This is a genomic window from Proteus sp. Marseille-Q3619 (assembly GCF_965283115.1).
In genome coordinates, this window is record NZ_CBDIMP010000001.1 from 3215155 (window position 1) to 3229636 (window position 14482).

Consider the following 14482-nt stretch of genomic DNA (forward strand, 5'->3'; position numbering starts at 1 on the left):
TTCTATAAATAAACAGACTAATTCAGATTTTTATGAGAAATACACCTCAATAGAGGGAGATGAGAAGGAATAAAAATTGTAGTTAATATTTATTTACTGTATATTTAAACAGTAAATGAAGCGAGGTGATTGTATGCGTAAAATTATTCATGTTGATATGGATTGTTTTTATGCTGCGATTGAAATGCAAGATAATCCAGCACTAAAAGAGATCCCAATTGCGGTTGGAGGCAATGCTTCTAGCCGAGGTGTGATCTGCACGGCGAATTATCCTGCTCGTCGTTTTGGCGTCCGTAGTGCTATGTCAACGGCGACAGCGTTGAAGTTATGTCCTCACTTAAAAGTTTTACCCGGCAGAATGCCTCTCTATAAAGAGACATCAGCAAAGATCCGCCAAATTTTTTCTCGTTATACCCACCTTATTGAACCTCTTTCACTCGATGAAGCTTATCTTGATGTATCTGACAGTAAGCATTGTCATGGTTCTGCAACGTTGATCGCTCAAGAAATTCGCCAACAAATTTTTGATGAGTTAAATCTTACTGCATCCGCAGGCATTGCACCGATTAAATTTCTCGCCAAAATTGCCTCTGATATCAACAAACCAAATGGGCAATTTGTTATTACACCAGAGCAAGTCGATGATTTTATTTTAAAATTACCGCTTAACAAAATACCAGGTGTAGGTAAGGTGACATTTGCTCGCTTGCAAGAAATGGGCTTAGAAACGTGTGCTGATATTCGCCGTACTGATGTCATTTCTTTAGTAAAAGTATTTGGAAAATTTGGTCAAAATTTATGGGAACGCAGTCATGGCATCGATGAACGTGAAATTAACCCTGATAGACTTAGAAAATCAGTCGGAGTTGAACGTACTTTTGCTTCAGATATTAATTCTTGGGATGATTGCTTGGCATTACTTGACGGATTATATAGCGAATTAGAAAGGCGACTAACAAAAGTGAAACCCGATTTAAGGATAGCAAGGCAAGGCGTTAAACTAAAATTTGATGATTTTCAATTAACGACACAAGAGCATACTCATCCTATTTTAGAAAAAGCCGATTTAATAAATATTGCCTACCAAGCATGGCATGAGCGCCGAAATGGCAGAGGTGTGCGATTAATCGGGTTTCATGTCACCTTACAAGATCCGCAAATAGAACGACAACTTCTTTTAGCACTGTAAGAATTAAAAAAACCATAGCCGATCAACAGACAGGCTATGGCTAACGTAGTTAATTTATGTAGTTAATCTATATAGTCTTACCAGCGATAATTCATTGTTGCTGTCATTGTTCTGCCGATCCCATAAAAACAGGCAGTATCACCAGCACAAGATGCAACATAGTGTTTATTCGCAATATTATTCATATTAAGCTGAATTTCAGCACCTTTTAAAGAAGGTGATAGCTCACCTAATGAATAGCCAATCATGGCATCATAAAGCGTAACTGCGGGCACACTGACTGTATTTTTGGTATCACCTTGAGATACGCCAACATATCGCACGCCAAAGCCTGCTTTAGAGCCATTGAATAGCCCTGATGTTTCATCATATTGACCCCAAAATGATGCCATGTGCTTAGGAACTCTAGGGAGTTCTTTTCCCTGTGTTCCCACAATAATGGTTTTTCTTACTTCAGTATCGGTATAAGCATAACTGCTGATAAATGAAATATTTTCAGTTAATTGGCTATTAATTTGTGCTTCAACACCACGACTTCTAATTTCACCCACTGGTTCAAAATACGCTTTTTCAGCATTGTAGTTGGTCACATTGCGTTGCTGTAATTGATAAACAGAGAGTGTTGCCAATGTTTGTTCATTTGGTGTGAGGTATTTAATTCCAGCTTCTAATTGACGACCTTCGCTAGGCTCAAAAGGGGCACTTCCTGGTGCGCGGCGAGTTTGTAAATTAGGTTCAAACGAGGTGCTATAACTAATATAAGGAGAAATACCATTATCAAAAGAATATAAAAGCCCTGCGCGACCCGTTAACTTATGATCATCTTGTTGAACATAGCTTTTAGCTAAGAAATCATGAGTCCGAACTTGAGCCCAATCTTGGCGTAAGCCTGCAAGTAAGATCCAATTTTTCCATTGGATCTGATCTTGTAGATACAACCCGATTTGATCACGCTTTTGTCGCTGATCGGTTGCGGGTTTTTGTAAGCTCATATCAATTGGATAGTGATAATTAGGATCACGCCAATCAAGATCGTACTCGGGGCCCATTGCACGAAGTAAATTATCTTGATCTTTACTCCACTGATAATCAATACCAGCAATCACAGTATGATTAAGTTTTGCAGTAGCAAAGTCAGCTTGTAAGCGAGTATCTATTCCTAAAGTATCTGTTTCTCGCTGCTCTTGTTGAGCTCGGCGCTCAAGAATATAAGGGTTATCTTTTCTTAAAGAACCAAAAACAAGATATTTATATTTTTGATTAATATGGCTGTATCGAGCATTTTGTACAATTTTTAGTGTGTCATTAAATTCGTGTTCGAATTCATAACCTATACCATATTGCTGGCGCCATGATTTATGGTAATCGGGATTATTGACATCAAAATCAAAGGGAATAGTACCTTCTGGCGTACTTTTTACTGTACCGTAAGCGGGTAAAAAATTACGATAACCGGCTTCAGGCTCTTGCTGAATAAAGCTTAATAATGTTAAACGTGTTTGTTCATTCGGTAAAAAGGTAATGGCAGGAGCGAGCGCAAAACGCTCTTCTTTATAATTTTTTATTTGGGTATGTTGTGTTTTAGCAATACCATTTAGACGATAAAGAACTCGATTATCATCACTCAATGTACCCGAAAAATCAAAAGCGGTTTCTGCTAATTTATCATTACCTGCACGTACTTGAATGTGACGAATAGGGGATGCAGTTGGTCTTTTACTTGTCATTGCAACAAGGCCACCTGGGTTTACTTGGCCATAAAGAACAGATGCAGGTCCTCTAACAACTTCAATACGCTCTAATAACCATGGATCAATTGCGCCAGTTGACGATGAAGCTCCCATTCCATAACTTAATCCATCAAGAAAGCGTGGTGCATAACTGTATCCACGAATAAAAACCTCATCATTACGATTAGAACTTCCACGATATTCTGTGAAAACTCCAGGTGTATAACGTAACGCCTGAGAAACTGAGCTGACATCTTGAGCGTCCATTTGATCACGGGTGATCACGCTAATGGATTGTGGTGTTTTTTCAATTTCAGTCGGTGTTTTATTTGTTGATAATGTTTTTGTTGCCACAAAACCTGAAACAGGCGCTTGTGGATCTTGTGATGAAGTTGCTGTCACAACTATTTTTTCAGGCGTATTTTGATTAACTGCTGCATGAATTTGAACAGATAACAGACTTAGCGGTAAGGCAAGTAAGACGCTAACAGCATAATTTTTATTAGACACAATCGATCCCTTTGAATTTTTTATTTTTAACTTTAACTGCGGAGCAGTGAAAATATCACTCATTAAACATTAATGCTAATGATAATAATTAGCATTCTATGGATTGTGATATTTAAGGGAAATTCATTGAGAATGAGAGAGAAATGATTTTTTTGCAGAGACTTCAGTAACAAAAAACCCGCCAATAAGCGGGTTTCATTATTAACGTTAAAGCGAGATTATTTAGCAGGGATTGCTTTTAAAATCGCGGTTAATAATTGCCAGTATTGACCGACGCTCTTAATGTGAACGCGTTCGTCTGGTGAGTGAGCACCACGGATTGTTGGCCCAATAGAAACCATATCCATATCTGGGTAAGGTTTTTTGAACAGACCACACTCAAGACCTGCGTGGATAACCATGATATTTGGCACTTTATCAAACAGTTGTTGGTAAGTGTCACGAACTAAATGCATAACAGGAGAATCTGCATCTGGTTTCCAACCAGGGTAACCGCCTTTCGTTTCAATATCGGCTTTAGCGAGTTTTGCTAATGCTGTCAGCATGCTAACAACATAGGTTTTACCACTATCGATTAGAGAACGAATTAAGCACAGAATTTCTACTTTATCATCAACAATGCTAACAACACCGACGTTTAGTGAAGTTTCAACAACACCTTCAACATCGTCACTCATACGAATAACGCCGTTTGGCATTGCATTAAGTAAGTTAATGACACGAGATTGGCAATCTGCGGTGAACGCTTTTTTATCTGTTGTTGTATCAATTAATTCAACTTTTAGATTCTTCTCTGCGATCGCTAATTCGCTTTTTAGCAATTCTTCAAAGCGTACTTTTAATGCTTCTAATTCTTTGACTTTATCCGCTGGAATTGCAAAAACAATGTTTGCTTCACGAGGAATCGCATTACGCAGTGTACCACCGTGGAAATCAATTAATTTCAGTGATAATTCTTCTGCATGACCTGCTAAAAAACGTGCCAATAATTTATTTGCGTTACCTAAGCCTAAATGGATATCACCACCAGAGTGGCCGCCATTTAATCCTTTTAGAACCAGTTGTTTAACAACGTGACCTGCTGGGATTGCATCGTAAGAAAGGTTTAGTGTGGTTTTAACATCAATACCACCCGCACAACCCATGTAGATTTCACCTTCTTCTTCTGAGTCTGTGTTGATAAGAATATCAGCTTGTAACCAACCCGGTTGTAAACCAAAAGCACCGTCCATACCTGTTTCTTCAGTCATGGTTAACAGCACTTCTAATGGGCCGTGTTTAACAGTGTCATCAGCTAAAACAGCTAATGCAGATGCCATACCAACACCATTATCTGCACCTAATGTGGTGCCTTTCGCTTTGATCCATTCTCCATCAATGTAAGGTTGAATTGGATCTTTAGTGAAGTCGTGAATGGTGTCGTTGTTTTTTTGTGGCACCATATCTAAGTGTGCTTGTAAAACAACCGTTTTACGATCTTCCATGCCTTTGGTTGCTGGTTTACGAATTAAAATATTGCCAACGGCATCGCGCTCTGCAAAAAGTCCTTTTTCACTTGCCCAAGAAAGAATGTGGGAAGCTAAGGCTTCTTCATGATGTGATGGATGTGGAATCGAACAAATTTTTGCAAAAATATCCCATAGTGGTTGTGGGGATAGAGTAGATAGTTCAGACACGATGGATCTCCTCTAACAGCATCTGTGTTATTGATAGCCTACCGCTTTTTTAAGGGTTAGCTTTATTATTCTGAGCGTTATACGCCAATATAGTTGAGAATATCACTTTCTTCTGATGAATGCGTCATTCTATTCACATCTCTATCTAAGAAATTAGATCTCTATTTTGTATTCATTTTTTATATGGTTCATTTTTTAATCGAAAAAAGACATTACAGAAAAAAATCAGGATAATCTCACCTGTTTTCACGTTTTCTCTGGTTTTTAGGTGCTCAAATCACTATAATCTCGCGCAACCTTTTTTTCCGCAAAAAAGCTTCTCTCGAAATTTCAGTAGCTAGGATCACAATATTATGAGCGAAAAATATGTTGTAACGTGGGATATGTTGCAAATACATGCCCGTCAATTGGCGCAACGTTTACTACCAGTCGAACAATGGACAGGCATTATTGCTGTCAGCCGTGGGGGATTAGTCCCTGCTGCATTACTTGCTCGTGAATTAGGTATCCGTCATGTGGATACAGTCTGTATTTCTAGCTATGACCACGATCATCAGCGTGACCTCAAAATCTTAAAAAAAGCAGAAGGTGATGGTGAAGGCTTTATCGTTGTTGACGATTTAGTCGATACTGGTGGTACTGCTAAAGTTATCCGTGAGATGTATCCAAAAGCGCATTTTGTCACTATCTTTGCAAAACCAGAAGGGCGTCCTTTAGTGGATGATTTTGTGGTTGATATTCCGCAAAATACATGGATTGAACAGCCTTGGGATATGGGTGTTGCCTTTATTCCACCTGTTTGCGATCAAAAATAAGTTGATAGCATTCGCTTTGCTGTTTTAATTGAGATCCTCGCTTAGGCGGGGATTTTTGTTTCTAAGCTTTTTTCTCTTTTCTCTTCCTCTTTATGATGTCTTCGTGCGATTGCTTGTCGTGATACACATTGTTCCCGTCGATTTCATGCTATGATAAAGCCAGACTTTTAAGCCCCTTTACACGATATCCACTGATTTGAAGAGCGATATGACAGAGAACAAAAACCTTTCTGAAACACTGTTTAAGCCTCGTGCAAAACACGCAGAAACGTCAACATTAATACAGTACACACATCCAAAATCAAATATAGCGACAAACTCTGTATTAAATGGAACAAGTCAGCTAAATTGGTATCGAACAATTCAACGTTTACAATGGATTTGGCGTGGTATTTCTCCTATTGAAATAGAAGAGGTCTTAAGCCGAATTGCGGTGCCTGATGCACCTCGTAGTGATGAAAAATTTATCGATACTGTTGTTGGGTATCGTAAAGGTGGCTGGTCATTTGAATGGTCACATCAAGCGATGATCTGGCAACAAAAAGCATTACGTGAAGAGTCTGGTGATGCCGCAGCAGATTGTTGGTTACAAGCCGCACATCTTTATAGTATTGCTGCATATCCCTTTATTAATGGTGATTTTTTAGCGGATCAAGCAGTTATTTTGTCGATGAAAGCTTTTGAGAATGCGACAAAATTCTCCTCTTTTGAAGTCAAAAAACTGACATTTAAATTAGAGGGAAAAGGGACGACAACGGGTTTTCTGCATTTACCCAAAGATTGTAGAGGCCCTTATCCTACCGTGTTATTTTGTGGCGGATTAGACGGTTTACAAAGCGATTATGTCAGCTTCTTCCGTAATTACCTTTCCCCTAAAGGTATTGCAATGCTAACACTGGATATGCCCGCAATTGGTTATTCAGTAAAACAAAAACTAACGGAAGATACATGCCAATTACAAGGTGAAGTTTTAAAACAACTTTCTGAAGTACCTTGGATTGATCATACTCGTGTTGGTGTGATGGGCTTTCGCTTTGGCGGTAATATTGCTGTGCGCTTAGCTTATATCTACCCAAAATTGATTAAAGGCGTTGTTGCCTTAGGCCCTTTGATCCACGCTTTCTTTACCCAAGCTGAATTGCAGAAAAAAATTCCTGTGATGTATCTTGATGTGTTAGCAAGTCGCTTAGGGTTATGGAATATTGATGAGAATAATCTTCGATTATCATTGAGCAGTTACTCCCTGAAAAACCAAGGCCTGATTGGGCGGCGTATGCCTGTTCCTATGATGGGGGTCTATTGGAAAGGTGATGAAATGAGCCCTAAAGAGGATTCGCAATTAATTGCACGCTCTTCTATGGATGGTGACATTCTTGCTATTAATGATAAGCCGCTTTACGAAGGTTTAGAGCTCGCGTTACAAAAAAGCGCAGATTGGATCTATGATAAATTAATATAATTAATTTTGAACAATAACTTGCTAATTATATTAGATTATATAACAGTAGAGTTTCTAAGGAGACTGAATTTATGACTTCATCTTTGAACCCTACCCGAGGTAAGTTATTAAAGCGTTTTGCTCAAATCGGCCCATATATCCGAGAGCAACAATGCCAAGAGAGCCAGTTCTTTTTTGACTGTTTAGCTGTTTGTGTAAATAAAAAAGTCGCGCCGGAAAAACGAGAGTTTTGGGGCTGGTGGATGGAATTAGAACGCAATAATGAACAGCTCATTTATCGTTATCAAATTGGGCTATTCGATAAAAATGGTGATTGGCTCCATCAGAACATCAGTAAGAATGATGTTGTTGAGTCAATTAATGAAACACTTATTCGTTTTCATGAATTTCTTCAACTCGCGGTGAGTGAATTAGAGATGACACTCATTCCAGATGAAAAAATGAACAAATTTCCGCTTCCCATTCAGCCCTAATTTTGTGTTAGGGCAACTTTTCATAGATTTTGCGTTATGTCAGTTGGCATAACGCTTCTCTCCTGATAAAACTGTGTATTATCTTTTTAAATAATCAACAAGAATGGTAAATGTTATGAGTAGCAGCCAAACGCTGGTTGTTAAATTAGGGACAAGTGTACTTACTGGTGGTTCACGACGTCTGGATCAGTCTCATATTGTTGAGCTGGTTCGCCAATGTGCTAAACAACACGAAAAAGGGCATCGGATTATAATTGTCACTTCAGGTGCAATTGCAGCAGGGCGTGAATATTTGAATTATCCTGATTTGCCTGCAACTATTGCTTCAAAACAGTTGCTTGCTGCTGTGGGGCAAAGTGCTTTAATTCAAGTATGGAAACAGTTATTTGCCATCTATGGTATTCATATTGGTCAAATGCTATTAACGCGTGCTGATATTGAAGATAGAGAACGATTCTTAAATGCACGCGATACCTTACATGCACTGTTAGATAACCATATTATCCCCGTTATCAATGAAAATGATGCTGTTGCTACCGCGGAAATTAAAGTGGGTGATAACGATAATTTATCAGCATTAGCGGCTATTTTAGGCGGTGCAGATAAACTGTTATTACTAACGGATATTGAAGGGCTTTACACCGCTGATCCTCGTAGTAATCCAGATGCTAAATTGATCCCTGAAGTTTTTGATATCAATGATGAGTTACGCCAAATGGCAGGTGATAGTGTATCAGGTTTAGGTACGGGTGGTATGGCAACAAAACTACAAGCAGCAACCGTTGCAGGGCGTGCGGGTATTGATGTTGTCATCGCGGCAGGCGTACAACCTGAAGTTATCGCTAAAGTTATCAATAATGAACCTGTTGGAACGTTATTTCATGGCTTACAAAGTCCATTAGAAGCGCGTAAGCGGTGGATCTTTGGTGCGCCAATAGCTGGTGTGATAGTGGTTGATGAAGGAGCTGAAAACGCAATTAAAGAAAAAGGTAGCTCCCTTTTACCAAAAGGTATCAAAGAAATTAAAGGCGATTTCTCTCGTGGATGTGTTATCCGCATTCAAAGTTTACAAGGTAAAGATCTCGCTCATGGTGTTGCACACTATAATAGTGATGCATTGCGTCTAATTGCAGGACACCATTCACAAGAAATTAGTCAAATTTTAGGTTACGAGTATGGCAGTGTTGCCGTACATCGTGATGATATGATTGTTAGCTAAGGAGCCTTCTGATGTTAGAACAAATGGGTAAATCGGCAAGAGAGGCATCTTGGCATTTAGCTCAACTATCAACAGAGCAAAAAAATCAGGCATTACTAGTTATGGCTGATTTATTAGAACAACAAGAAGCTTCAATTCTTGCAGCAAATGAAAAAGATATGCAAGCGGCTCGTGAAGCCAATATTAATGCCGCTATGCTTGATCGTTTATTACTAAATTCTGCACGTTTAAAAGCCATTGCAGATGATGTACGACAAGTGTGCCGCTTAGAAGATCCTGTGGGTCAAGTTATTGATGGCCGTATGCTAGATAGCGGTTTACGGTTAGAGCGTCGCCGTGTGCCGTTGGGGGTTGTAGGTGTTATTTATGAAGCTCGTCCTAATGTCACAATTGATGTCGCTTCTTTATGTTTGAAAACAGGTAATGCGGCTATTCTTCGTGGTGGAAAAGAAACCCATCATACTAACCAAGCGGTTGTTGCTGTTATTCAGCAAGCATTAGAAAAATGTGGTATTCCTGCTGGTGCTATTCAGGCGATTGATAAGCCTGATCGTGAGTTAGTCTCTAAAATGCTAAAAATGGATGAGTATATTGATATGCTTATTCCACGAGGTGGTGCAGGGTTGCATAAACTTTGCCGTGAACAATCAACCATTCCAGTTATTACTGGTGGTATCGGCGTTTGTCATACTTTTGTTGATGAAAGTGCGGATTTAGGAAAAGCATTAACAGTTATCGTAAATGCGAAAGTACAACGTCCAAGCGCGTGTAACTCTTTAGAAACGCTCTTAGTACACGAAAAGATTGCAGATCTATTTTTACCACAGCTAAGTGATGCTATGGCAGCTCAAAAGGTGACTTTGCATTCAAGTGAGAAGGCATTAGAAGGGTTAAAAAAAGGCGGAGCCACTGTTGTTGATGTGAAAGATGCTGATTATTGCGATGAATGGTTATCACTTGATTTAAACGTAGAAGTTGTGAGTGGGTTAACTGAGGCTATTAGCCATATTCGCCGTTATGGTACTGCACACTCTGATGCTATTTTAACGCAATCTATCTCTAATGCTGATCGCTTTGTTCGTCAAGTTGATTCTGCTGCTGTGTATGTTAATGCAAGTACACGTTTTACTGATGGTGGACAATTCGGTTTAGGTGCCGAGGTTGCTGTTAGTACACAGAAATTACATGCTAGAGGGCCAATGGGATTAGATGCCTTAACGACCTATAAATGGATTGGTTACGGTGATAATACAATTCGTAGCTAAGTGTTAAGATGATTAAATAAGCCATACTTTTCTAAAGTGTGGCTTTATTTTTTTGTTACATCAGGTATGATATTTCATACTTTACAGTATGTAAATTTTTGATTACACCCCTAACAGGGAACACACTATGGAGATAGTGCATTTTATGGATAGTACAATTTACCTTATCGGACCTAGAGGTGCAGGAAAAACAACAGTAGGTAAAGCACTTTCCCTCACTTTAGATTATAGATTTATTGATACGGATGATTGGATAACTCAAAAATATCAACAAACTATATCTTCAATGGTTCAAGAGAAAGGTTGGGATTTTTTTCGTCAAACTGAATCAGAAGCATTAGTCCAAGTTAGTCAGCCTAACCAAGTTATCTCAACGGGTGGTGGTATGATTTTAGCAGATCAAAATCGTGCTTATATGAAATCTTCAGGTGTTATTATTTATTTACAGGCATCTCTTGAAACTTTAGTTAAGCGTTTGTCCCAAGATCCAAATGAAGCACAAAGACCAAGTTTGACAGGTAAAACGTTAGTTTCAGAAATGAATGACGTTTTGGCTAAACGTGAACCTTTATATTTGCAATGTGCTGATATCATTGTTGATGCGGGATTACCGATAAATGAGATTATTGAGGCAATTCTCGCAAAACTCGCGAAATAATTAAGAAGTCGTCTGATATAAAGGATAAAAAAGGGAACATCTATTTTATTTTCATCACATCCTATTTATAGTAAGGCTAATTATAGCAAAATGAGATATGGATATGATGTTGATAGCGTTTTTTAAAACACTATTTAAATTCTTATTTAGAATAAGAATTGAAGGACTTGTTAATCAGTTTTCACAATATGAAAAATGTATAATTACACCAAATCACACTTCTTTTATTGACGGTATATTATTACGTTTATTCCTGCCTATTAATCCTGTATTTGCTGTTTATACCTCTGTTGCTTCTGCAAAAACGACAAGATGGTTAGGTCGTTATGCCGATATCGTACCTTTAGATCCCGCTAACCCAATGGCCGTGCGTCAGTTAGTTAAAGAAGTGGATAAAGGTCGTCCGGTTGTGATTTTCCCAGAAGGAAGGATCACTGTAACAAATGGTTTAATGAAAATTTATGAAGGTGCTGCTTTTATTGCCGCAAAATCAGGCGCTAAAGTTGTTCCTGTTAGAATTGAAGGGGCTGAATTCAGCTATTTTTCACGAGTACGTAAAAGCTTACGAGTAAAGTCTCAATTCTTTCCTAAAATCACCATCAAGGTGCTTCCTGCTGTTGATTTACCGATGCCAAAAGCTGAAAAATCTTCTGAGCGTCGCCGATTAGCGGGTGAAGCCATGCGTGACATCATGATGGAAGCCATCATGCAAACACGTCCTAATATCACGCTGTATGAAGCATTTTTACAGGCAATGTCTCAATATGGTCGATTTAGCCCGCTAATTTCTGATATCAACCTAAAAGAAGATTCTTATCAAGGATTACTGAAAAAAACGTTAGGGATCAGTCGATTGATTGAGCGCTACACTGAACCTAAAGAGCGTATAGGCTTATTGCTTCCAAATACAACAGTAACTGCCGCTGCACTATTAGGTGCAACAATGCGTCAACGTGTTGTTGCAATGCTAAACTACACAGCAGGTAGTTTAGGTGTACAAAATGCGATGAAAGCCGCATCAATCAAAACCATCTTTACATCACGCCAGTTTCTAGAAAAAGGGAATTTATTACATATTCCTGAGCAAACTCCAGAAGCTAACTGGATTTATCTTGAAGATCTAAAAGATACGATCACCAGTGAAGATAAACGTTGGGTAATTAAACATCTTATTACGCCTCAAAAAGCGATGTTACCGCAAGATGCACATGATGCAGCCGTTATTCTATTTACATCAGGCTCTGAAGGTACGCCTAAAGGTGTTGTTCACAGCCATTCAAGTTTATTGGCTAACGTTGATCAAATTCGTGCTATTGCTGATTTTTCCCCGAAAGACAAATTTATGTCAGCATTGCCGTTATTCCATGCATTTGGTTTAACTGCTTGCTTGCTAACTCCAATTTGCTTGGGCGCACGCGTTTTTCTTTATCCAAGTCCGTTACACTATCGAGTTGTACCTGAATTAGTCTATGACCAAAACTGTACGGTGTTATTTGGTACATCAACCTTTTTAGGAAACTACGGAAAGTTTGCCCATCCTTATGATTTTGCCAGAGTTAGATATGTGGTTGCTGGGGCTGAAAAGCTCTCTGAATCAACGCGTGTTTTATGGCAAGAGAAATTCGGTATTCGTATTTTAGAAGGTTATGGCGTGACAGAATGTGCACCTGTTGTGTCAATCAACGTACCTATGAGTGCCAAAGCTCATACAGTAGGGCGCTTATTGCCGGGTATGGAAGGGCGTTTAATTCCAATGAGTGGTATTACCGAAGGCGGTAGATTACAACTTCGTGGTCCTAACGTAATGATGGGATATTTACGTGTAGAATCACCTGAAAAATTGGAAGTCCCTGTCGCAACCAATGCTGACGGTATTGACGAAGAAGGTTGGTACGACACTGGTGATATTGTTGCTATTGATAGCGAAGGTTTTTGTACTATTAAAGGGCGCGTAAAACGTTTTGCAAAAATTGCGGGTGAAATGGTTTCTCTTGAAGGTGTTGAGCAACTTGCACGTAAAGCCTCTAAAGGTGATCACGCTGTTGTGACAATAAGTGATAAACGTCGAGGCGAATCATTAGTTCTGTTCACAACCGATAAGCAATTAGATCGTAGTACGCTATCAGCATTAGCAAAATCGGAAGGTGTTGCTGAAATTGCTGTACCAAAGGATATTCGTTTTATCAAAGAAATTCCTGTTTTAGGAAGTGGGAAAACGGATTTTGTCTCATTGAAAAAACTTGCTGAACAGGAAAATAACTAATGTCAGAGAATATTAGTCAGCCCCCTTTAATGAGTAGAGGAATGAAAGCGGTATTGATATCGCAATTCCTTTCCGCTTTTGCTGACAATGCATTATTGTTTGCGATCCTCGCTCAGTTTAAATCGGCGCTTTACCCTGAGTGGAGCCAACCTGTTTTACAAATGGTCTTTGTGCTGGCTTTTATTCTTTTAGCGCCTTTTGTCGGGCAGTTTGCTGATCGTAATCCTAAGGGTAGGGTAATGCTCAGTGGGAATCTTTTAAAATTTGTAGGCGCATTTCTTATCTGTGTCGGCTCAGATCCTTTCCTTGGTTATGCCTTAGTGGGAATTGGTGCTGCTGTTTATTCTCCTGCTAAATATGGCATTTTAGGTGAATTAACAGATGGTGAACGTTTAGTAAAAGCTAATGGTTTAATGGAAGCATCAACGATTGCTGCTATTTTATTAGGTTCAGTGATTGGTGGTTTGCTCTCAGATTGGAGCATTGTTTTTGCATTAGGTGTTTGCGCTGCAATGTATGCTTTAGCGGTATTTGTTAACTTTGGTATACCAAAATTATCAGCGGCTCAAATCGGGCGAGGTTGGAACATTAAAAGAATGTTCACTCAATTTCTTGAGGCAACGCGCACCTTATGGACTGATAAAGAAAGCCGTTTTTCTTTAGTGGGAACCAGCATGTTTTGGGGCGCTGGAGTCACATTGCGTTTTTTACTTGTTCAGTGGGTACCTATTGCTCTAGGTATGACTGATAATACGACACCGACTATATTAAATGCGATGGTTGCCATTGGTATTGTAGTCGGTGCTGGATTAGCCGCTAAATTTGTGACACTGAAAACAGTACGCCGCTGTATGCCTGCTGGTATTTTAATTGGTCTTGGTGTTGTTTACTTCTCATTGCAAACCTCAATTATTCCATCTTACCTAATTCTTATCATTATCGGTATTTTTGGCGGTTTCTTTGTCGTGCCATTGAATGCGCTATTACAAGACAAAGGAAAGCACAGTGTTGGTGCTGGTAATGCTATTGCTGTACAAAACTTAGGTGAAAATACGGCAATGCTATTAATGCTTGGATTGTTCTCACTGGTGACAAGCATTGGTGTCTCTGTCGTTGCTATCGGAATTGGGTTTGGTGCTATTTTTGCACTCGCAATTGGTGGTCTATGGTTATGGGATTGCACCAGAAAGAAATCTTAAACAGTGAGATTTAGAATAGAGGTTAG

The 14482-nt window shown here is 39.1% G+C and carries 11 protein-coding genes; 9 read left to right on the forward strand and 2 right to left on the reverse strand.

Translation table 11 applies throughout. The annotated features are described in order from the left end of the window. Positions 1 to 133 precede the first annotated feature (133 nt). The gene (gene dinB / locus ACWPWK_RS14790; RefSeq protein WP_109373922.1) at positions 134 to 1189 is read left to right on the forward strand and encodes a DNA polymerase IV; all 1056 of its coding nucleotides are present in this window, start codon (positions 134 to 136) and stop codon (positions 1187 to 1189) included. A gap of 77 nt (positions 1190 to 1266) precedes the next feature. Here dinB and ACWPWK_RS14795 read toward each other — a convergent pair whose 3' ends face one another. Further along, entirely contained in the window at positions 1267 to 3429 is a 2163-nt protein-coding gene (locus tag ACWPWK_RS14795) for a TonB-dependent siderophore receptor (protein ID WP_109373923.1), read from the reverse strand. A gap of 218 nt (positions 3430 to 3647) precedes the next feature. Continuing rightward, entirely contained in the window at positions 3648 to 5105 is a 1458-nt protein-coding gene (gene pepD, locus ACWPWK_RS14800; protein ID WP_109373924.1) for a beta-Ala-His dipeptidase, read from the reverse strand. Between the two features lie 353 nt (positions 5106 to 5458). Between pepD and gpt the strand changes: the two genes are divergently transcribed. From gpt to lplT, 8 genes are all read left to right on the forward strand, one after another. Then, a complete protein-coding gene (gene gpt / locus ACWPWK_RS14805) occupies positions 5459 to 5920 on the forward strand; it encodes a xanthine phosphoribosyltransferase (protein WP_006534780.1) in 462 nt (153 codons plus the stop codon). Between the two features lie 208 nt (positions 5921 to 6128). Continuing rightward, complete coding sequence (gene frsA, locus ACWPWK_RS14810; protein ID WP_109373925.1) at positions 6129 to 7379, forward strand: esterase FrsA; 1251 nt, start codon at positions 6129 to 6131, stop codon at positions 7377 to 7379. 71 nt (positions 7380 to 7450) lie between these two features. Then, positions 7451 to 7852 carry a sigma factor-binding protein Crl gene (crl, locus tag ACWPWK_RS14815; RefSeq protein ID WP_109373926.1) on the forward strand — a complete coding sequence of 134 codons (402 nt, stop codon included), beginning with the start codon at positions 7451 to 7453 and terminating at the stop codon, positions 7850 to 7852. 115 nt (positions 7853 to 7967) lie between these two features. After that, on the forward strand, positions 7968 to 9071 hold the full coding sequence (gene proB / locus ACWPWK_RS14820) for a glutamate 5-kinase (RefSeq protein ID WP_109373927.1): 1104 nt from the start codon (positions 7968 to 7970) through the stop codon (positions 9069 to 9071). Between the two features lie 11 nt (positions 9072 to 9082). Beyond that, the gene (locus ACWPWK_RS14825; RefSeq protein WP_109373928.1) at positions 9083 to 10336 is read left to right on the forward strand and encodes a glutamate-5-semialdehyde dehydrogenase; all 1254 of its coding nucleotides are present in this window, start codon (positions 9083 to 9085) and stop codon (positions 10334 to 10336) included. A 145-nt stretch (positions 10337 to 10481) separates the two neighbouring features. Continuing rightward, on the forward strand, positions 10482 to 10994 hold the full coding sequence (gene aroL, locus ACWPWK_RS14830) for a shikimate kinase AroL (RefSeq protein WP_109373929.1): 513 nt from the start codon (positions 10482 to 10484) through the stop codon (positions 10992 to 10994). 103 nt (positions 10995 to 11097) lie between these two features. Further along, positions 11098 to 13257 (forward strand): bifunctional acyl-ACP--phospholipid O-acyltransferase/long-chain-fatty-acid--ACP ligase, encoded by a 2160-nt coding sequence (aas, locus tag ACWPWK_RS14835; protein WP_109373930.1) that lies wholly within the window; start codon positions 11098 to 11100, stop codon positions 13255 to 13257. Further along, positions 13257 to 14456, forward strand: a complete 1200-nt coding sequence (gene lplT, locus ACWPWK_RS14840; RefSeq protein WP_109373931.1) for a lysophospholipid transporter LplT — start codon at positions 13257 to 13259, stop codon at positions 14454 to 14456. The genes aas and lplT overlap by 1 nt, the downstream gene beginning before the upstream one ends. The last annotated feature ends 26 nt before the right edge of the window (positions 14457 to 14482 follow it).